The sequence below is a fragment of the Pseudomonas sp. BC42 genome (genome assembly GCF_021560055.1).
Lineage (GTDB): Bacteria > Pseudomonadota > Gammaproteobacteria > Pseudomonadales > Pseudomonadaceae > Aquipseudomonas.
Window position 1 is genome coordinate 833,875 of record NZ_CP091067.1, and the last position, 18,843, is coordinate 852,717.

An 18,843-nucleotide genomic window follows, 5' to 3' on the forward strand; every position below is an offset into this window, starting at 1 on the left:
GCTTACGAGGCCGTTACTGCCATGACAGACACTGACGTTAAGTCGCACAAGATTGAATTTCCCGTCGATGACTACCCGATCAAGGTGATCGGTGACACGGTTGTCGGCTTCAAGGACACCGTGATCGAGATCCTTGCCAAGTACGCGAAGCTGGACATCAAGTCCCTGGCCGAGCGTCAAAGCAGCAACGGCAAGTACACAACGGTACAACTGCACATCACCGCCACCGGCGAAGACCAACTGCGTGATATCAATAGTGCCCTGCGTGCTACCGGTGTCGTCCACATGGTGCTGTGATGCCGCAAACGCTGGGCTTTCGTGAGCTTGGCCTGATGGCCTACGAACCGGTCTGGCAGGCCATGCAGCGCTTTACCAATGAACGCGGCGCCAGCGCGGCAGACGAAGTCTGGCTGGTGCAGCATCCTCCGGTGTTTACCCAGGGCCAGGCGGGCAAGGCCGAGCATCTGTTGCTGCCGGGAGATATTCCGGTGGTGCAGGCCGATCGCGGCGGACAGGTGACTTATCACGGTCCGGGCCAGTTGGTGGCCTACTTGCTGCTGGATGTGCGCAGGCTGGGATTCGGTGTGCGTGATCTGGTCAGTCGCATGGAGCAATGCCTGGTGGAGTTGCTGGCCAGCTATGGCGTGCCGGCGGCGGCCAAGCCCGATGCACCGGGGGTCTACGTCGACGGGGCGAAAATTGCCTCGCTGGGCCTGCGGATCCGGCACGGATGCTCCTTTCACGGTCTGGCCTTGAACGTGGACATGGATTTGCAGCCGTTTCGACGGATTAACCCCTGTGGTTATGCCGGGTTGGCGATGACCCAACTGAGCGACCATGCAGGGCCGATTGAATTTGCCGAGGTAAGTGCCCGGCTGCGTGCGCAGCTCGTCAAACACCTCGACTATGCTGAGCAGACGACCCTAACGGGCGGAATCGACTGATATGACTACTGCGCAAGACGCTGTTGAAACCCTGATCCCGACGCTGGATGTTTCCGAGCGGGCGGCCCGTCCGAAAGTTGAAACCGGCGTCAAATTGCGCGGTGCGGAAAAGGTCGCGCGCATTCCGGTGAAGATCATTCCGACCACCGAGCTGCCGAAGAAGCCTGACTGGATTCGTGTACGCATTCCAGTCTCGCCGGAAGTCGACCGGATCAAGCAGCTGCTGCGCAAGCACAAGCTGCACAGCGTCTGCGAAGAGGCGTCCTGCCCGAACCTGGGCGAATGTTTCTCCGGCGGTACCGCGACCTTCATGATCATGGGTGACATCTGCACCCGTCGCTGCCCGTTCTGTGACGTTGGCCATGGCCGTCCGAAGCCTCTGGATGTCGATGAGCCGATGAACCTGGCGGTGGCCATCGCCGACCTGCGCCTGAAGTACGTGGTGATCACCTCGGTGGACCGTGATGACCTGCGTGACGGTGGTGCCCAGCACTTTGCCGACTGCATTCGCGAGATTCGCAAACTGTCGCCGAACGTTCAGCTGGAAACCCTGGTTCCCGACTACCGCGGTCGCATGGACGTCGCCCTGGAAATTACCGCCGCCACGCCGCCGGATGTGTTCAACCACAACCTGGAAACCGTGCCGCGCCTGTACAAGGCAGCGCGTCCGGGCTCGGACTACCAGTGGTCGCTGACCCTGCTGCAGAAGTTCAAGCAACTGGTACCCCATGTACCGACCAAGTCCGGCCTGATGCTGGGTCTGGGCGAAACCGACGACGAAGTCATCGAAGTCATGAAGCGCATGCGTGAGCACGACATCGATATGCTGACCCTCGGCCAGTACCTGCAACCGTCGCGCAACCACCTGCCGGTTCAACGCTTCGTGCACCCGGACACCTTCGCCTGGTTCGCCGAGGAGGGTTACAAGATGGGCTTCAAGAACGTCGCTTCCGGCCCGCTGGTACGTTCCTCGTATCACGCCGACGAACAAGCGAAGCTGGCCAAAGAAGGCCTGGTTTCCTGATATACCCCGCCCGCAAGGTCCAGGCCTTGCGGGCAGCTTTGCCGCTGTTTGGTACGCCTTCTGCGCTGCGCCTCCCTTGTATTCTCCGTGGGTGATTTCCCCTCTTCTGTTTGGTGGCATTCATGGCTACTGTGCTGGGGTGAATTCACACAGGGAGAATCTGCATGCCCATCCAACCCACTGCTGCTCTTCACGCTCATCTGCCGGTGCCGGCATTGGCGGCGGAAGGTGTCATTGGCCTTATCGCCCCCGCCGGTCCTGCAGCTCTGGATACCGAAAAAGCCTGCCAATGGATGCGTTCCAGGGGCTATACGCTGCGGATCTTCCCTGGCGTAGGTCAACAGGATGGTTACCTGGCAGGCAGTGATCAGGTCCGTCTCGATGACTTGCACGGGGCTTTTGCCGATAGCGAAATCGACGCCATTGTGTGTCTGCGCGGGGGCTATGGCAGTCCGCGCCTGCTGGACAAGATCGACTTCGAGTTGCTGCGACGCCATCCCAAGCCATTTGTCGGCTACAGCGACATCACCGCCTTGCACCTGGCGATCAATCGTTATGCGGGCTTTGTCAGCTTTCACGGGCCGATGCTCAATGCCGACCTGCTGGGCGGCAAGCAGGCGCCAACCGAGGCGTCGTTTTTCAATATGCTCAGAGGGCAGGTCAAGAGCGGCAGCCTGCTGCCCCATCCGGTAGCCTTTCCCTTGACCACGGTGGAGCCGGGTATCGCCCAAGGGCCGCTGGTGGGCGGCAACCTGTCACTGATTGCCAGTACCTTGGGTACGCCTTACGAAATCAATACCGGCGGCGTCATTCTGTTTATCGAAGACGTCAACGAGCCGCTGTACCGCATCGACCGCCTGCTCAATCACTTGCGTCTGGCCGGCAAGCTGGAGGGGGTGCGCGGGGTCCTGGTCGGGGATGTGGCCGGTGTGGATTTCACCGCGTTGTGCGCGTTGCTCAAGCAGGTCTTCGAGCCCTTGCAGATTCCGGTGCTGGCGGGATGGCGCAGCGGTCACTGCGATCCGAACCTGACCTTGCCGGTGGGGGCGCTGGTCAAGCTGGATGCAGGGGCCAGGGAGTTGACCCTGGCTCAGGACGTGGTGTTCAGGTAAGGCGCTGGCGAAGGAGCCAGCTCCTTCGCACACGCGTGTCTAGCGGCTGCGCAGGCTTTCCAGCAGCTTGTGGGTTGGGTAGCCATCTGCGGGCCAGCCCAGTGCCTGCTGGGCACTGCGAATGGCCTTGCGGGTATTGGCACCGATGATGCCGTCGGGGTTGCCGGCGTCATATTGGTGGGTGCTGAGCAGGGTCTGCAATTCGATGCGTTCGGAGCGGCTCAGGGGAAGATCGTCCTTGGGCCAACTGCCGTTGATCTGACCAGCGCCGCCAAACCGCTCGGACAGCAGATTGACTGCCAGGGCGTAGGACGATGAGTTGTTGTATTTCAGCACTGCCCGGAAGTTATCCAGAATCAGGAACGCCGGCCCTCGGTAACCCGCAGGCAACAGCAACGAAGCGGACAATTGCTCGGAGCCGTATGGCAGGGCCTTGCCGTTGCTCGTTGTCATGCCCAGGCTCAGCCACTCGGCCACGGTCTTGCGGGTGGAGGCGTCGGCCAGGGCGTAGTCGAAACCGCTCTTGAGCTGGACCTCAACGCCCCAGGGCTGGCCTTTTTGCCAGCCTGAGCTCTGCAGGTAATGGGCTGTGGAGGCCAGAGCGTCGGCCGGGCTGTTCCAGATATCCCGGCGACCGTCGCCGTCGAAGTCCACGGCGTGGGTGTTGTAGGTGGTGGGAATGAACTGGGTCTGGCCCATGGCGCCGGCCCACGAGCCGAGCATCTTCTCTGGCTGGATGTCGCCGTGCTGGATGATCTGCAAGGCGGCAATCAACTGGCTGTTGGCGAAGGCCGGGCGGCGTCCTTCATAAGCCAGGGTGGCCAGGGAGCGGATCACCGACTTGTTACCCTGGAAGTCGCCGAAATTGCTCTCCATGCCCCAGACCGCCACCAATGCCTGGCGATCCACGCCATAGCGCTGTTCGATCCGCTGCAGGATGTCGCTGTACTGGAGCAGCAGGGCCTGGCCCTTGCGTACCCTGACCGGAGACAGGGCTCCATCCAGGTATTCCCAGACCGGGCGGGTGAACTCCGGCTGGCTGCGGTCAGCCTTGATGACGCTCATGTCCGGGGTGACACCGGCGAAGGCTCGGTCGAAGACGTCGGCGCGAATGCCGGCGTTCAGGGCTTCGGTACGGAATGCGTTCAGCCATTCATCGAAGGTCTGTGCGGGCTGGATGTCCAGATTGTCGGCGGTCAATGGTGCGACAGTAGCGGGTGCGGCGAGGGGGGCTGCCTGGAGGGTGGGCAGCGGCTGGGCGTCGGCGGCGGTAGGTTGTTCCGCGCAGGCGACGAGCAGAACGAGGCTGGAGGCAGCGATCAGTTGGCGCATGTGCCAACGACGGGAAAGACAAAAGGGCATGCACAGGTCCAGAGAGAATAACTATCAGGTGCAGACCTTATCATGCCGACGGGGTTCAGGGCTTCAGGCGGCCAGAAAGTAAGAAGCCTCCCAGCTTTTAGACTGGAAGGCTTCGCGGCGGTAGCTGCCTTTGCCCTTGGCCGGGCGTTCCTGACGGCTGCGGAACAGTGGCTGGGCGACAATGGATTTGGCCTTGTTGGGGCCATGCTTGGATGGCTTGCTCATAGTTTTGTACTCGCGGTTTGTAGAGAGAGGCTGCGGCGCGAATCATCGGCCAGAGTGGAGCGGCTGTCCAGCACTCTGCAGCAGGAAGATGCCAGTCGTGAGATGAGCGGCGTGCTTACTCGGCCGGCAGGGCCAGGCGTTGGCCGGCCATCAGCAGCGACAGGCGGCTCAGGCTGCTCCAGGGCGAACCGCTGGCCTGCCCCTTGATCTGCGCATCGATACGCTGGGCATCCAGCAGCAACTGCCCCCAGCGCTGTGCAGAGTAACGTTGCAGCGCCTTGCTCATCAGCGGCTTGCGTTTGTCCCAGACCGGAGGGCGGGCCTGACTGAACACTTTGTCCAATGGCACGCCCTGGCTGAATTGCAGGGCCAGGTTGGCCAACAGCCGCAGTTCTCGGGACAGGGCCCAGAGAATCACGGGAGGTTCGACGCCTTCACCGCGCAACCCTTCCAGCATGCGCAGGGCGTGGGCGGCTTCACCGTTGAGAATGGCATCCACCAGCCCGAACACATCGAAACGCGCACTGTCGGCCACTGCGGCCTGGACCGTTTCGACGGTGATCTGTCCACCTTCAGCCATCAGCTTGAGTTTTTCGATTTCCTGGGCCGCGGCCAGCAGGTTGCCCTCGACCCGCGCGGCGATCAGCTCCACCGCGTCCTGGCTGGCGGACAGCCCGGCTTGGGACAGTCGCTGACGAATCCACTGTGGAAGCTGGTTGGCGTCCACCGGCCAGATCTGTACGAACTGGGTCTGGGCACCTTCCACCAAGGCCTTGCCCCACTTGGTCTTCTGTGCGCTGCCGTCGAGCTTGGGCAGGCTGATCAGCAGCACTGTGTCCTCGGCCGGACGCGAACAGTACTCGATCAGCGCTGCGGCGCCCTTGTCTCCGGGCTTGCCCGAGGGCAGGCGCAGTTCCAGCAGGCGTTTTTCCGCAAACAGCGACATGCTGGCCCCGGCTTGCAGCAGGGTGCCCCAGTCAAAGCTGGCATCGGCACTGAATACCTGGCGCTCGTCGAATCCCTGCTGGCGTACGGCAGAGCGGATGGCGTCGGCGGCTTCCTGGCAGAGCAGGGGATCATCGCCGCTGATCACATAGACCGGCGCGAGTGGACCTTGCAGGTGTTTGCCGAGTTGGGCGGGTGCGAGTTTCATAGGCGGGGGCCAATGGGGCGCGTGAGCGCCCCACACGGCTTACTGGTTCGGCAGTTCCAGGGGGGACTGCTGCGGAGTTTCCGCCTCAGCCTTGCGTGCAGCTTCCAGCGCCTGGGCTTCGGCCTTGGCTTTGGCTTCGGCTGTGGCTTGCAGTTGAGCAAGCTGGTCCGGGGTCAGCAACTGCAGACGGATCAGCATGCGCTGGATCAGGTCGCGGCGCATTTCCTTGCGTGTTTCAGACGATTCCTGATCGGAGCCGGTGATGTTGTTGCCGTCATGCACGAAGACCTTCTGCACTTCCAGCTTGTCGTCGAGCAGATGCAGGTTGTCGTGCGTCAGGATTTCGTACCTGAGTGTTGTGCCGATCTCGTATTCGGCCGAGCTGCCACCGCCGGTGTAACTGAGGGTGCGCTGGGAGTTTTCCTCGTTCAGCAGCACCAGTTTGTAAGGCGCGCCGGCATGGACCCGTACACCGCTGCTTTCCAGTTGTTGCTGGAGCATTTTCACGGTGGGGCCGTAGGCATCCCGGGCGCTCAGGTCGAGTTCCTTGATGGTCAGCTCATGGGTTCCCGTTCCGCGCAACTGGAAGCCACAGGCGCTCAGCAGCACGGCCAGACCCATCACCAGCAGGTTACGTTTGATCATGTATTGCTCCCCTTGAAACCATATGGACCACCTTGTGGCCCTGGAGGTTTTGTTCGGCGCCCGATCCCGGACCGGGCGCCTGATCCAATTAGCTGGCGACGATATTGACCAGTTTGCCCGGCACCACGATGACCTTGCGGATGGTCAGGCCTTCGGTGAAGCGCAGCACGTTCTCGTTGCTGCGAGCCGCGGCTTCGACTTCTTCACGGCTGGCGCTGGCCGGCATTTCGATCTGGCCACGCAATTTGCCGTTGACCTGGATGACCAGTTGCAGGCTGTCTTGAACCAGGGCGCTTTCGTCCAGAACCGGCCAGCCGGCATCGATGATGGCGCCTTCCTGACCCAGCTGCTTCCACAGTTCGTGACTGATGTGCGGAGTGATCGGAGCCAGCAGCAGGGCTACGGTCTGCAGGCCTTCCTGCAACAGGGCACGGTCCTGGTTGCTGCCTTGCGGGGCTTTTTCCAGGACGTTCATCAAGGTCATCACTTGGGCGATGGCGGTGTTGAATTTGTGGTGCTGGCCGACATCCTGGCTGGCCTGCTTGATGGCCAGGTGGATGGCGCGGCGAATGGCTTTCTGTTCGTCGCTCAGGGTGGCGATATCCAGTGCCTGCGGCAGCCCTTGGCTGACATGGGCCTGGGCCAGGCGCCAGACGCGCTTGAGGAAGCGGTGCGCACCTTCGACACCCGAGTCGGACCATTCCAGGCTCAGCTCGGGCGGCGATGCGAACATCATGAACAGGCGGCAGGTATCGGCACCGTATTGCTCGATCATCGACTGCGGATCAACGCCATTGTTCTTCGACTTGGCCATCTTCTCGGTGCCGCCGATTTCCACCGGCAGGCCGTCGCTGATCAGTTTGGCCCCGATGATCTTGGCCTTGCTGTCGCGCTCCAGCTCAACGTCCGCCGGGTTGTACCAGGTGTAGGCGCCATTGGCCTCACGGCGATAGTAGGTTTCGGCAATCACCATGCCCTGGGTCAGCAGGTTCTTGAACGGCTCGTTGGAGCTCACCAGGCCTTCGTCACGCATCAACTTGTGGAAGAAACGTGCGTAAAGCAGGTGCAGGATGGCGTGTTCGATGCCGCCGATGTACTGATCCACCGGCAACCAGTGGTTGGCCGCCGCCGGGTCCACCAAGCCGCCTTCATAATGTGGCGAGGCGTAGCGCGCGTAGTACCACGAGGACTCGACGAAGGTGTCCATGGTGTCGGTTTCACGCTTGGCAGGCTGGCCGCATTTCGGGCAGTTGCACTCGTAGAACTCGGGCATGCGGGCCAAAGGCGAACCGGCACCATCGGGTACCACGTCTTCCGGCAGCACCACCGGCAGCTGGTTTTCCGGGACCGGAACGTCGCCGCAGCTGTCGCAATGGATGATCGGGATCGGGCAGCCCCAGTAGCGCTGGCGGCTGATGCCCCAGTCCCGCAGGCGGAACTGGGTGCGTGATTGACCGAGGTTTTTCTTCAGCAGGGCCGCTTCGATAGCGTCGAACGCGCCAGGGAAATCCAGGCCGTCGAATTCGCCGGAGTTGATCAGTTCGCCGTGCTCGCCGTAAGCGTCCTGCCATGGCGCAGGGGTTTCATCGCCGGCGCTGGTGCGTACCACGGCCTTGATCGGCAGGTTGTACTTGCTGGCGAATTCGAAATCGCGCTCGTCGTGAGCCGGGACAGCCATGACCGCGCCATCGCCGTAGTGCATCAGCACGTAGTTGGCCACCCACACCGGGAGCTTTTCGCCGGTCAGCGGGTGTTCGACGAACAGCGAGGTGGCCAGGCCTTTTTTCTCCTGGGTCGCCATGTCCGCTTCGGCGACGCTGCCGCCTTTGCATTCGGCGATGAACGCCTGCAACTCGGGGTTGTTGCGTGCGGCCAGGGTTGCCAGCGGGTGCTCGGCGGCGACGGCGACATAGGTCGCGCCCATCAGGGTATCCGGACGGGTGGTGAACACCTTCAGGGTGCCGGTTTCGCCGATCGATGCCTGATCGTAGGGGAACTGCACTTCCATGCCGCGGGACTTGCCGATCCAGTTGCGTTGCATGGTCTTGACCTGCTCGGGCCAGCCCGTCAGTTCGTCGAGACTCTCCAGCAGCTCATCGGCATAGGCGGTGATCTTGAAATAGTACATCGGGATTTCGCGCTTCTCGATCAGCGCGCCGGAACGCCAGCCGCGGCCGTCGATCACTTGCTCGTTGGCCAGGACGGTCTGGTCGACCGGGTCCCAGTTCACGGTGCCGTTCTTGCGATAGATCACGCCTTTTTCGAACAGGCGGGTGAACAGCCACTGTTCCCAGCGGTAGTAGTCCGGCTTGCAGGTAGTGACCTCGCGGGACCAGTCCACCGCCAGGCCCAGGCTGCGCAGCTGGGTCTTCATGTAGGCGATGTTTTCGTAGGTCCACTTGGCGGGAGCCACGTTGTTCTTCATCGCGGCGTTTTCCGCCGGCATGCCAAAGGCATCCCAACCCATGGGTTGCAGGACGTTCTTGCCTTGCATGCGCTGGTAGCGGGAGATCACGTCGCCGATGGTGTAGTTGCGCACGTGCCCCATGTGTAGCTTGCCGCTGGGGTAAGGGAACATCGATAGGCAATAGTAGGTTTCCTTGCCTGGCTGTTCACTGACTTCAAAGGACTTTTGCTCGTCCCAGAACGACTGGGCGGCGGCTTCGATTTCACGGGGCTGATAGTGTTCGTGCATGGCTACTTTTGTACTGAATAGGGGTGGCCTAATCCTCTTCAATGCAACCACGGGGAGCGATGACGCCAAATACGGCGATTTTCAGTGCCCGATGGAGCTGGAAGTGGAGTTACAGGAAGCGCCGTAGCATACATGACCGCACTCTGCCGAGGGAAACCTTGATTGCTCGGCCGGGCCGTTGGTCGCAGCGGCGCGACGCTTTCGGTCGTCCGACTAAGCTCAAAAAGGGGAGTGAGTCTTATTCTTCGATGAGGTGAACGGATGCTTGAATCGCAGCGAAAAGTAACAGAACCAGAGGTGTATGAAAGGCTGCTGAATCGACTGGCTCTGGCCCTGGATGCACTGAAGACTGCGGATCGACTGCGTGATGAGCGGCCTGTCGAGTTGGAGCTGCGGGGCTTGAGCAGTGCTGAGTTCGAATTGATCCGGGCCTATCTGGCTCGTAGCCAGCGTGAAATGCAGATCAGCATGCCGGGTGATCGGCAGCAGGAAATGCCCCGTTCAGCCAAGATCATTTGGTTGAAGGATCAGGCGCCCGTCAAGGAATCGGTGAAAGTCCGATCGCATCAGTGCAAGTAGTCTCCGGACTGCGTTTGGGGCCCATGAGGTCGTTGCCGAGGCGTTCATGAGCAAAAGTACTCGGCACTGGTTGTTGCAGCAGGGCTTTGACCTTTAGGCTTCGGGCATCTTTTGGAGATGCCCGATGCCTTTTCGTTATTTCATCAAGCAGTTGTTGTTGCCCCCCGGCATTCTTTTGCTGCTGCTCCTGTTTGCCTGGTGCCTGCGTCACTCCCGTCCGCGGCTGGCGCGATGCTGCTTTGTTCTGGGTTTGGGCGGTTTCTGGCTGATGAGCTTGCCGGTGATGGTGGAGTGGGGCGCGCGCGGGTTGGAGCAGTTGCCTCCTTTGCCTCAGGGGGAGTGGGCGAGCCTGGCCCAGCAGGCGGATGCGATTGTGGTCCTGGGTTCAGGCCGCGAGCGCGGCGATCTGGCCTGGGGTTCTGATCAGCCCACCGGCGTGGGGCTGGAGCGTGAGCGCTACGCCGCGCGTTTGGCCAAGGCATCCGGGTTGCCGTTGCTGACCAGTGGTGGCTTGCATTACGGCACGCCGCCCACCGAAGCGGCGCTGATGGCCGAGTCCTTGCTCAATGACTTTGGCGTGACGGTGCGCTGGCAGGAAGGTCGCAGTCGTACCACCTGGGAGAACGCGCAATTCAGCGCCGAAGTCTTGCAACCCTTGGGCATCAGGCGCGTGGTGGTGGTGACCCAGGCCTGGCACATGCCTCGCGCTGTCTGGAGTTTCGAGCACGCGGGGTTTGACGTGGTACCGGCCCCGGTGGGCTTTCTCGGGGTGGACAACGCCCGTCCGCTGGGCGGCTGGATGCCGGAGTTCAAGTCGATCTGGCAGAGCGGCCAGCTGCTTAACGAGGCGGTGGGACAACTCGGTTACCGAGTCTTCTATCGCTGAGTGGCGCGCCGGCTCCCGCAGGAGCCGGCTGGCCGGGGAAGGGCTTCAAACGGTCTTGGCAATGCGACTGGCCAACAGGGCCCAGCCGAACAGCAGGGTGCAGAGCACCACCAGCGGCCACGAGCGCCACTTCAGGTAAGGCGTCAGATTGTGCATGGGCACCACTTCGCCATACAGGATGCCGCGCTCGAACTGTGGAATCTGCACGGTGATCTTGCCGAACGGGTCGATCAGCCCGGTGACGCCGTTGTTGGTGGCGCGGATCATCCAGCGTCCTGCCTCCAGGGCGCGCATCTGTGCCATCTGCAGATGCTGCAGGGGGCCGATGGAGGTGCCGAACCAGGTGTCGTTGCTGATGGTCAGCAGCAGGTCGCTGCGGGCCGAAAGACCGGCGGCGAACTCGGGATAGACCACTTCGTAGCAGATGAAGGGGGCAATCTGATAGCCCTTGGCCTGCAGCAACGGCTGGTCCGCCGGGCCACGGGCAAAGTCCGACATCGGCAGGTTGAAGAAGTCGATCAGGCCGCGCAGGACTTCCTGCAGGGGAACGTACTCGCCGAAGGGCACCAGTTTTTGTTTCAGGTAGGTGCCGTCGCCTTCGCCGGTCACGGTAATGCCGTTGAAGTAGCGTTTTTCATGGTGCACCAGCTGGCGCACCGGAACCCCGGTAATCAGTGCGGAATGACGGTCGGCGGCAAAGTTGCCCATCATCGTCAGGTAGCCTTCGGCGGATTCCTTGAGCACCGGAACCGCGGTTTCCGGCCAGACCAGCAGGTCCACCCGCTTGCTGCTGAAACTCATGTCGCGGTACAGGGCCAGTTGGGCATTGAGCTGGGCGGGGTCCCATTTCATGCTTTGTTCGATGTTGCCCTGGATGGCCGCTACCGACATGGGGTCTCCCGACGGGCTGGTCCAGGCATGGCCTTTGAGCGCCAGGCCGATCACCCAGGGAGCTGCCAGCAGTAGCAGGCCGGCGACAATGAACCCTTTGCGCCCGGCCTTGATCAGGCGCGGCAGGTTGTAGAGCAGCGCGGCGGTCAGGGCCAGGGAGAAGGAGATCAGCCAGATTCCGCCCACTGGCGCGAGCCCGGCCAGGGGGCCGTCGAGCTGGCTGTAGCCGGAGTAAAGCCAGGGGAAACCGGTGAGGAACCAGCCGCGAAACGCCTCCTGGCCTAGCCACAGGGCAGCAAACGCCAGAGCATCCGCCAGCGGTGCTTCATTGCGCCGCAACCAGCGGGCCCAGAGCCAGGCGGGCAGGGCAAAGAACCAGGCAATGGCGGCGATGAAAGCCAGCATCAGCAGGCCGGCGAGCAAGGCCGATGCGCCGCCGTAGGTGTGGATGCTGACGTAGATCCAGCTGGTGCCGGCGCCGAACAGGCCGAAGCCGAAGCACCAGCCCCGGCCCAGGGCCTGGCGTGGCGTCAGTTCTCGCAGGCCGGCATAGAACAACCCTACCGCCAGCAAAGCCAGGGGCCAGATGTTGTAGGGCGCCAGCGCCAGGGTGGTGATGGCGCCGGCTGCCACGGCCAGCAGGTTGCCGGGCCAGCCGGGTCGGGTTGAGCGCTGCAAGAGGCGTTTCATCAGCTCTTTCCTGTTTCGCACCGGGCAGGGCGCGAGGAGATGGGTGGGTTGGATTCAGGTGGGCATCGCGCCGTGCGGCTCAGCGGCCTGTCCCCGAGAGCCGTCGCCCCGAGCCCGGGGTTCCGGTTTCGGGGCGACGTTTCGTTGTGCAGGAGAGCTGATGCCCCTGGCCCCTAGCGGGAGACGGGAGTCAGGCGCAGCAGATGAATCCGCCGGCTGTCGGCATTGAGCACGCGGAAGCGATAGGCGCCGATTTCAGTGATTTCGTTGCGTTTTGGCAAGTGGCCGAAGGCGCTCATGACCAGTCCGCCGACGGTATCGAACTCGTCATCGGAGAAGGTGCTGTCGAAGAACTCGTTGAAGTTCTCGATCGGCGTCAGCGCCTTGATCAGGAAGTCGCCGCTGGGCAGGGGCTTGATGTAGCTGTCTTCCTCGACGTCATGCTCGTCTTCGATGTCGCCGACGATCTGTTCCAGCACGTCTTCGATGGTCACCAGGCCGGCCACGCCGCCGTACTCGTCGATGACGATGGCCATGTGGTTGTGATTGGCGCGGAACTCGCGCAGCAGCACGTTCAGGCGCTTGGACTCCGGGACGAAGGTCGCCGGGCGCAGCAGGTCCTTGATATTGAAGCTGTCGCCGTTCTCCTTGAGGATCAGCGGCAGCAGGTCCTTGGCCAGCAGGACGCCCATCACGTCGTCATGGCTTTCGCCGATCACCGGGTAGCGCGAGTGCGCGGAGTCGATGACGGCGGGCAGGAACTCCCGGGGTGTCTGGGTCGCCTTGATGCTGATCATCTGCGAGCGCGGCACCATGATGTCCCGGACTTGCAGGTCAGCCACCTGGATGGCGCCTTCGACGATGGCCAGCGCTTCGCTGTCCAGCAATTTGTTCTGATGGGCTTCGCGCAGCAGCTCCAGCAGCTCCTGGCGGTTTTTCGGCTCATGGGCAAAAGCCTGGGTCAGTTTGCCCAGCCATGACTTTTGCCCGTTGCTCGATCGATCTTCGCTCATAGCGATTGCTCTGAATCCTTGGTTGTTACAGGGGGTTGTTGATCAGTTTTCGTCGTCTGCATAGGGGTCGGGATGACCCAGTTCTGCAAGCAACGTTCGTTCCAGTGCTTCCATTTCTTCGGCTTCGTCATCATCTATATGGTCGTAACCCAACAGATGCAAGCAGCCGTGAATCACCAGATGGGCCCAGTGGGCCTGAAGTTCCTTGCCTTGTTCGGCGGCCTCGCGTTCGACCACTGGAACGCAGATCACCAGATCCCCCAGCAAGGGGATATCCAGCAGCTCATCCGGCACGTCGGCAGGGAATGACAGCACATTGGTGGCGTAATCTTTGTGACGCCAGGTGTGGTTCAGCTCGCGGCCTTCGGCTTCGTCCACCAGACGAATGGTCATTTCCGAGTCGGCGGTTCGCTGGCGCAGGGCCAGTTCGCACCACTGGCGGAACTGTTCGTCGCTGGGGGCCGGCTGCTGGCTGGCGCGCTGCAGATCAAGCTCAAGCATCGTGGCGCTGGCCTCTGTCGGCGGAAGCCTTGGCGGTCTCGTCGTCGGCTCGCAACTCGAAGCGCTCGTAGGCTTCGACGATGCGTTGCACCAGCGGGTGGCGCACCACGTCCTTGGGCATGAAGTGGGTGAAGCTGATGCCGGGCACATCCTTGAGCACGTTGATCACCTGGGCCAGGCCGGACTTGGTGCCCTTGGGCAGGTCGACCTGCGTGATATCGCCGGTGATCACCGCGGTGGAGCCGAAGCCGATCCGTGTGAGGAACATCTTCATTTGTTCCACGGTGGTGTTCTGGCTTTCGTCGAGGATGATGAAGCTGTTGTTCAGGGTTCGGCCACGCATGTAGGCCAGGGGCGCGATCTCGATGACCTGGCGCTCGATCAGCTTGGCCACTTGTTCGAAGCCGAGCATTTCATACAGCGCGTCATACAGCGGGCGCAGGTAAGGGTCGATCTTTTGCGCCAGATCACCGGGCAGGAAACCGAGCTTCTCGCCGGCTTCCACCGCCGGACGCACCAGCAGGATGCGTCGCACCTGCTCGCGCTCCAAGGCGTCCACCGCGCAAGCGACGGCCAGGTAGGTCTTGCCGGTGCCGGCCGGACCGATGCCGAAGTTGATGTCGTTGCCCAGGATCTCCTTGACGTAGCGCTGCTGATTCAAGCCACGAGGGCGAATCATGCCTTTCTTGGTACGCAGGGCGATGGCGGCATCAGCCACCGAGGGGTTATCCAGCTCTTCCACAGCGGACTCCTGAAGGAACAGGTGCACCAGGTCCGGCGACAGCTCGGTTCCCTTGGTTTCCCGGTAGAGACGGCGCAGAAGATTTTCCGCGGAGGTGGTGTGCTTGGGTTCGCCGATCAGTTCGAACTGATTGCCGCGATTGCGGATCTGGATCGTCAGGCGCTGTTCGATCAAGCGCAAATGCTCGTCGAATTGCCCGCACAGATTGGCGAAGCGGCGAGCCTCAAAGGGCTCGAGGATGAAACGATGAGGTTCTATGGGTGCGTTCAAGGTCGTTTTTTAGCCGCCCAACGGCAATTAAGATGAATTCAAGGATAACGCCAGCGGCCTGGGTGCGAAAGCTCTTATGCGGAGCGTGGACCGGTGATGCTTTCTTCGTAGGAGCCGGCTTGCCGGCGAAGGCGGTTCTGAAGGCCCCTTCGCCGGCAAGCCGGTGCCTACACAATCCAGTTCTTACGATAACAGCGAGCCGCGCAGCGAGTGGGGCTGCGCCGAGTCGATATGCACGTCGGCGAATTGGCCGATCAGTGTGGGATCGTCGCAACGGAAGTTGACGATCCGGTTGTTCTCGGTGCGGCCCTGCAATTCGCCCGGATCTTTCTTGGAGTAGTCGGTCACCAGGATGCGCTGGGTCGACCCGACCATTTGTCGGCTGATTTCAAACCCTTGCTGGTTCAGGCGGTGTTGCAGCGCGTTCAGGCGTTCCTTCTTCAGTGCTTCCGGCGTGTCGTCGGCCAGGTCGGCGGCCGGAGTACCCGGGCGCTGGCTGTAGACGAAGGAGTAGGAGAAGTCGAAACCGACGTCTTCGATCAACTTCATGGTCTGCTGGAAGTCTTTTTCCGTCTCGCCAGGAAAGCCGACGATAAAGTCCGAGCTGATGCAGATTCCCGGTACCGCCGCTCGCAGCTTGCGCAGCTTGGACTTGTACTCCAGGGCCGTGTGATTGCGCTTCATCGCCGCCAGAATCCGATCCGAGCCCGATTGCACGGGCAGGTGCAGGTGCTTGACCAGCTCCGGCACTTCGGCGTGGGCCTGGATCAGGCTGTCGGAGAACTCCAAAGGGTGCGAAGTGGTGTAGCGAATCCGCTCGATGCCGTCCACCGCGGCAACTACGCGGATCAGCTCGGCCAGGTCGGCCAGGCGTCCGTCGTGGGTCTGGCCCCGGTAGCCATTGACGTTCTGGCCCAGGAGGGTGACTTCGCGCACGCCGTTTTCCGCCAGGTGGATGATTTCGGCAATCACGTCGTCAAACGGCCGGCTGACCTCTTCGCCCCGGGTGTAGGGCACGACGCAGAAGGTGCAGTACTTGCTGCAGCCTTCCATGACCGAGACATAGGCACTGGGGCCGTCGATGCGCGGCTCGGGCAGGTGGTCGAATTTTTCGATTTCCGGAAACGAGACGTCCACTTGCGGCAGCTTGCTGACGCGCGCGGCATCGATCATTTCCGGCAGGCGGTGCAGGGTCTGCGGACCGAAGACCACGTCCACATAGGGCGCGCGATCGCGAATGGCCGCGCCTTCCTGACTGGCCACGCAGCCGCCGACGGCAATCACCATGTCCGGATTGGCCAGTTTCAGCTCGCGCCAGCGACCCAGCTGGGAGTACACCCGATCCTGGGCGCGCTCACGAATGGAGCAGGTATTGAGCAGGATGACATCCGCGTCTTCGGCACGTGCGGTGACTTCCAGGGCCTGATGTTCACCCAGGAGGTCCACCATGCGCGAGCTGTCGTACTCGTTCATCTGGCAACCGTGGGTTTCGATGTAAAGCTTCTTGGCCATGGACCTCAGTCTCACGTGATTCAAAGAACCGCGCATTATAGGGTCCATGCCCACAGGTTCCTAGCGTTGTGCATCGGGTAGCTATGCTATAGTTCGCGCCCTATTTTTATCCCCCGATGTGTTGCCCGCCCACCATGACCAAACGTGAAGCCCCAATCTACAAGGTGATTTTCCTCAACCAGGGCCAGGTGTTCGAGATGTACGCCAAGCAGATCTACCAGAGCGATCTGTGGGGCTTCCTGGAAGTGGAAGAGTTCGTCTTTGGCGAGCGCACGCAAGTGGTCGTCGATCCGAGCGAAGAGAAGCTCAAGGCGCAATTCGAAGGCGTGGTGCGCAGCTTTGTGCCGATGCATTCGATCGTGCGCATCGACGAAGTGGAGCGCCTGGGCACGCCGAAAATCAGCGAAGCCCGTGGCGTGAGCAACGTCATGCCGTTCCCGATGCCGATGCCCGAAAAATAAGCCTGGCTGGCCACTTCTTCGCAAGGGTCCGGTTCGTGTCTGTAGGCGCTGGCTTGCCAGCGAAGGGCATGGAGGCTTTTACGGCAATGGCGAAAAAGGCGAGCGCCCATCGGCGCTTTGCAATTCCATCAGGTATTTGCGGAAAATCTGTCCCAGCACCTGGGTCGCGACTTCCAGCTCGTCGCGCTGCATGTGCTCGGCGACTTCGTCGGCGGTGTCCAGAGCGTCTTCGGCGCCATTGACCGCAGCCATCTTCAGCACGATATAGGCCTGGACATTGTTGGCCGGCACGCCCTCACCGTGGAAGAACATGGTGCCGAGTTTGAATTGCGCCTGAGCGTGGCCTTGCAAGGAGGCTTTTTCGAAATAGCTCAGGGCTTGATTGAGGTCCCGCGGCGCGCCTTTGCCTTCGTAGTAGAACTCACCCAACTCGTATTGCGCCTCGGCGTCGCCTTCGTCGGCGGCTTTCTGGCACGCGGCTAGCGCCTCGGCCTGTTCCTGTGCCTGGGGATCGAGGGTGCAGCGACCCATCGCTGGGATCAACAACGAGTTGCCGCCTGCTTGTGCGTGCGCGAGCAGGGGCTGAAGGAGCAACAGGCAGCCCAGTGTCAGGGCGCGGCCGGTGCGGTTCATGGGAATCGACTTACCTCTGAGGGGCGCGCGGACCCAGCGAGGGGTCCAATAAGCGCGCATTATGAAATAAGCGGGGCCAACCTTACAAAGTCTTTACTCGTTTTTCTGCTGCGTGGCCGCGATATCCGTCGCCTTGCTGGGCATTTGTCCCCTTGGTGGGGAAAAGTCCGAGTAAAGCCTCCGCTGGCGCGGTTGATTACCACGCCAGCCCACCTGTGCTTATTTCAAGGCGGCGAATGCGCGTTCGGCGGCATCCAGGGTCAGTTGCAACTCGGCTTCGCCGTGGGCGATCGAGGTGAAACCGGCCTCGAAGGCACTCGGCGCCAGGTACACGCCGCCTTCCAGCATCAGGTGGAAGAAGCGCTTGAACAGGTTGGCGTCGCTGGCCATCACGTCGTCGAAGGTGACGATGTCATCGGCGCCGCTGAAGTACAGGCCAAACATGCCGCCGGCCTGGGTGGTGACGAACGGAATGCCCGCGGCGTCCGCGCGTTGTTGCAAACCTTCGAGCAGGCGGCTGGTGTAGTCGCTCAGTTCGGCGTGGAAGCCCGGGCGACTGATCAGGCGCAGGGTGGTGAGGCCGGCGGCCATGGCCAGCGGGTTACCGGACAGGGTGCCGGCCTGGTAGACCGGGCCCAGGGGCGCGATGTGCTCCATGATCTTGCGTTTGCCGCCGAAGCAGCCCACCGGCATGCCGCCGCCGATGATCTTGCCGAAGGTCGACAGGTCCGGTGTCACGCCGTAATGGGCCTGGGCACCACCGAGGGCGACGCGGAAGCCAGTCATCACTTCGTCGAAAATCAGCACCACGCCGTGTTGGTCGCAGAGGCTGCGCAGGCCTTCGAGGAAACCCGGTGCCGGCGGTACGCAGTTCATGTTGCCGGCCACCGGCTCGACGATGATGCAGGCCACTTCCTGGCCGACTTCGGCGAGCATCTTTTTCACGGCGGCAATGTCGTTGAACGGCAAGGTCAGGGTGTGTTTGGCGAAGGCCGCAGGAACCCCGGCGGAGCTTGGCACGCCCTGGGTCAGGGCGCCGGAACCGGCCTTGACCAGCAGGCTGTCGGAGTGGCCGTGGTAGCAACCTTCGAACTTGATGATGCTGTCGCGGCCGGTAAAGCCCCGGGCCAGGCGAATGGCGCTCATGGTGGCTTCGGTGCCGGAGCTGACCATGCGCACCATTTCCATGGACGGCACGATGGAGCACACCAGATCGGCCATTTCGGTTTCCATGGCGGTCGGTGCGCCGTAGGACAGGCCGTGTTCCAGCTGCTTGCGCACCGCATCCAGTACGTCCGGATGACTGTGGCCGAGGATCATCGGGCCCCAGGAACCGACATAGTCGACATAGCGCTTGTCGTCTTCGTCGGTGACGTAGGCGCCTTCTGCGTGCTTGAAGAACAGCGGGGTGCCACCCACGCTCTTGAAGGCGCGAACGGGCGAGTTGACGCCACCGGGGATGTGTTTCTGGGCGTTGGCGAACAGGGTTTCGGAACGGGACATGA

19 protein-coding genes are annotated in these 18,843 nt (G+C 62.0%); 7 read left to right on the forward strand and 12 right to left on the reverse strand.

Annotation, left to right across the window (positions count from 1 at the left end; translation table 11 throughout):
* Positions 1-21 precede the first annotated feature (21 nt).
* The 4 genes from L1O02_RS03920 (at position 22) to L1O02_RS03935 (ending at position 3,080) form a co-directional block, all read left to right on the forward strand.
* On the forward strand, positions 22-297 hold the full coding sequence (locus L1O02_RS03920; protein WP_011063665.1) for a DUF493 domain-containing protein: 276 nt from the start codon (positions 22-24) through the stop codon (positions 295-297).
* Positions 297-944, forward strand: coding sequence for a lipoyl(octanoyl) transferase LipB (lipB, locus tag L1O02_RS03925; RefSeq protein WP_235759573.1), 648 nt, complete (start codon positions 297-299; stop codon positions 942-944). The genes L1O02_RS03920 and lipB overlap by 1 nt, the downstream gene beginning before the upstream one ends.
* A gap of 1 nt (position 945) precedes the next feature.
* Positions 946-1,968 (forward strand): lipoyl synthase, encoded by a 1,023-nt coding sequence (lipA, locus tag L1O02_RS03930; RefSeq protein ID WP_016964512.1) that lies wholly within the window; start codon positions 946-948, stop codon positions 1,966-1,968.
* Positions 1,969-2,132: 164 nt separating this feature from the next.
* Entirely contained in the window at positions 2,133-3,080 is a 948-nt protein-coding gene (locus L1O02_RS03935) for an LD-carboxypeptidase (protein ID WP_108546167.1), read from the forward strand.
* Positions 3,081-3,119: 39 nt separating this feature from the next.
* Here L1O02_RS03935 and L1O02_RS03940 read toward each other — a convergent pair whose 3' ends face one another.
* From L1O02_RS03940 to leuS, 5 genes are all read right to left on the reverse strand, one after another.
* Positions 3,120-4,442, reverse strand: coding sequence for a lytic murein transglycosylase (locus tag L1O02_RS03940; protein WP_108546168.1), 1,323 nt, complete (start codon positions 4,440-4,442; stop codon positions 3,120-3,122).
* A 63-nt stretch (positions 4,443-4,505) separates the two neighbouring features.
* Positions 4,506-4,667 carry an alternative ribosome rescue factor ArfA gene (arfA, locus tag L1O02_RS03945; RefSeq protein WP_015637164.1) on the reverse strand — a complete coding sequence of 54 codons (162 nt, stop codon included), beginning with the start codon at positions 4,665-4,667 and terminating at the stop codon, positions 4,506-4,508.
* 115 nt (positions 4,668-4,782) lie between these two features.
* On the reverse strand, positions 4,783-5,820 hold the full coding sequence (gene holA / locus L1O02_RS03950) for a DNA polymerase III subunit delta (protein WP_060844722.1): 1,038 nt from the start codon (positions 5,818-5,820) through the stop codon (positions 4,783-4,785).
* Positions 5,821-5,859: 39 nt separating this feature from the next.
* The gene (lptE, locus tag L1O02_RS03955; protein WP_060841250.1) at positions 5,860-6,465 is read right to left on the reverse strand and encodes an LPS assembly lipoprotein LptE; all 606 of its coding nucleotides are present in this window, start codon (positions 6,463-6,465) and stop codon (positions 5,860-5,862) included.
* Positions 6,466-6,553: 88 nt separating this feature from the next.
* Positions 6,554-9,160, reverse strand: a complete 2,607-nt coding sequence (leuS, locus tag L1O02_RS03960; RefSeq protein ID WP_060841249.1) for a leucine--tRNA ligase — start codon at positions 9,158-9,160, stop codon at positions 6,554-6,556.
* Between the two features lie 261 nt (positions 9,161-9,421).
* Here leuS and L1O02_RS03965 point away from each other — a divergent pair, with 261 nt between their 5' ends.
* The gene (locus L1O02_RS03965; RefSeq protein WP_060841248.1) at positions 9,422-9,739 is read left to right on the forward strand and encodes a hypothetical protein; all 318 of its coding nucleotides are present in this window, start codon (positions 9,422-9,424) and stop codon (positions 9,737-9,739) included.
* A 124-nt stretch (positions 9,740-9,863) separates the two neighbouring features.
* Positions 9,864-10,625, forward strand: coding sequence for a YdcF family protein (locus L1O02_RS03970; protein WP_108546170.1), 762 nt, complete (start codon positions 9,864-9,866; stop codon positions 10,623-10,625).
* 45 nt (positions 10,626-10,670) lie between these two features.
* Here the strand turns inward: L1O02_RS03970 and lnt are convergent, their stop codons facing one another.
* The 5 genes from lnt to miaB all read right to left on the reverse strand — a co-directional run bounded on the left by lnt (position 10,671) and on the right by miaB (position 16,244).
* Positions 10,671-12,194 (reverse strand): apolipoprotein N-acyltransferase, encoded by a 1,524-nt coding sequence (lnt, locus tag L1O02_RS03975; protein WP_060842017.1) that lies wholly within the window; start codon positions 12,192-12,194, stop codon positions 10,671-10,673.
* A 185-nt stretch (positions 12,195-12,379) separates the two neighbouring features.
* Entirely contained in the window at positions 12,380-13,219 is an 840-nt protein-coding gene (locus L1O02_RS03980) for an HlyC/CorC family transporter (protein WP_016965481.1), read from the reverse strand.
* Between the two features lie 42 nt (positions 13,220-13,261).
* Positions 13,262-13,720 carry an rRNA maturation RNase YbeY gene (gene ybeY / locus L1O02_RS03985; protein WP_108546171.1) on the reverse strand — a complete coding sequence of 153 codons (459 nt, stop codon included), beginning with the start codon at positions 13,718-13,720 and terminating at the stop codon, positions 13,262-13,264.
* On the reverse strand, positions 13,713-14,732 hold the full coding sequence (locus tag L1O02_RS03990) for a PhoH family protein (protein ID WP_060841245.1): 1,020 nt from the start codon (positions 14,730-14,732) through the stop codon (positions 13,713-13,715). Before L1O02_RS03990 ends, ybeY begins: the two co-directional genes overlap by 8 nt.
* 183 nt (positions 14,733-14,915) lie before the next feature.
* Positions 14,916-16,244, reverse strand: coding sequence for a tRNA (N6-isopentenyl adenosine(37)-C2)-methylthiotransferase MiaB (gene miaB, locus L1O02_RS03995; protein ID WP_060844717.1), 1,329 nt, complete (start codon positions 16,242-16,244; stop codon positions 14,916-14,918).
* A 134-nt stretch (positions 16,245-16,378) separates the two neighbouring features.
* Between miaB and L1O02_RS04000 the strand changes: the two genes are divergently transcribed.
* Positions 16,379-16,705 (forward strand): DUF1820 family protein, encoded by a 327-nt coding sequence (locus L1O02_RS04000; protein WP_007927079.1) that lies wholly within the window; start codon positions 16,379-16,381, stop codon positions 16,703-16,705.
* Positions 16,706-16,783: 78 nt separating this feature from the next.
* On the opposite strand, the gene L1O02_RS04005 is transcribed toward L1O02_RS04000, so the two are convergent.
* Positions 16,784-17,338: a tetratricopeptide repeat protein gene (locus tag L1O02_RS04005; protein WP_016965755.1), complete on the reverse strand. Its 555-nt coding sequence runs from the start codon at positions 17,336-17,338 to the stop codon at positions 16,784-16,786.
* Positions 17,339-17,557: 219 nt separating this feature from the next.
* Positions 17,558-18,841 (reverse strand): glutamate-1-semialdehyde 2,1-aminomutase, encoded by a 1,284-nt coding sequence (gene hemL, locus L1O02_RS04010; protein ID WP_060844716.1) that lies wholly within the window; start codon positions 18,839-18,841, stop codon positions 17,558-17,560.
* Between the last annotated feature and the right edge of the window lie 2 nt (positions 18,842-18,843).

Coding starts and splice junctions, on each gene's coding strand:
- L1O02_RS03940 (WP_108546168.1), bottom strand. CDS start 4,442: ATGCCCTTTTGTCTTTCCCGTCGTTGGCACATGCGCCAACTGATCGCT.
- lptE (WP_060841250.1), bottom strand. CDS start 6,465: ATGATCAAACGTAACCTGCTGGTGATGGGTCTGGCCGTGCTGCTGAGC.
- L1O02_RS04000 (WP_007927079.1), top strand. CDS start 16,379: ATGACCAAACGTGAAGCCCCAATCTACAAGGTGATTTTCCTCAACCAG.
- L1O02_RS03965 (WP_060841248.1), top strand. CDS start 9,422: ATGCTTGAATCGCAGCGAAAAGTAACAGAACCAGAGGTGTATGAAAGG.
- L1O02_RS03920 (WP_011063665.1), top strand. CDS start 22: ATGACAGACACTGACGTTAAGTCGCACAAGATTGAATTTCCCGTCGAT.
- ybeY (WP_108546171.1), bottom strand. CDS start 13,720: ATGCTTGAGCTTGATCTGCAGCGCGCCAGCCAGCAGCCGGCCCCCAGC.
- L1O02_RS04005 (WP_016965755.1), bottom strand. CDS start 17,338: ATGAACCGCACCGGCCGCGCCCTGACACTGGGCTGCCTGTTGCTCCTT.
- L1O02_RS03970 (WP_108546170.1), top strand. CDS start 9,864: ATGCCTTTTCGTTATTTCATCAAGCAGTTGTTGTTGCCCCCCGGCATT.
- L1O02_RS03935 (WP_108546167.1), top strand. CDS start 2,133: ATGCCCATCCAACCCACTGCTGCTCTTCACGCTCATCTGCCGGTGCCG.
- arfA (WP_015637164.1), bottom strand. CDS start 4,667: ATGAGCAAGCCATCCAAGCATGGCCCCAACAAGGCCAAATCCATTGTC.
- L1O02_RS03980 (WP_016965481.1), bottom strand. CDS start 13,219: ATGAGCGAAGATCGATCGAGCAACGGGCAAAAGTCATGGCTGGGCAAA.
- leuS (WP_060841249.1), bottom strand. CDS start 9,160: ATGCACGAACACTATCAGCCCCGTGAAATCGAAGCCGCCGCCCAGTCG.
- hemL (WP_060844716.1), bottom strand. CDS start 18,841: ATGTCCCGTTCCGAAACCCTGTTCGCCAACGCCCAGAAACACATCCCC.
- lipA (WP_016964512.1), top strand. CDS start 946: ATGACTACTGCGCAAGACGCTGTTGAAACCCTGATCCCGACGCTGGAT.
- miaB (WP_060844717.1), bottom strand. CDS start 16,244: ATGGCCAAGAAGCTTTACATCGAAACCCACGGTTGCCAGATGAACGAG.
- holA (WP_060844722.1), bottom strand. CDS start 5,820: ATGAAACTCGCACCCGCCCAACTCGGCAAACACCTGCAAGGTCCACTC.
- lipB (WP_235759573.1), top strand. CDS start 297: ATGCCGCAAACGCTGGGCTTTCGTGAGCTTGGCCTGATGGCCTACGAA.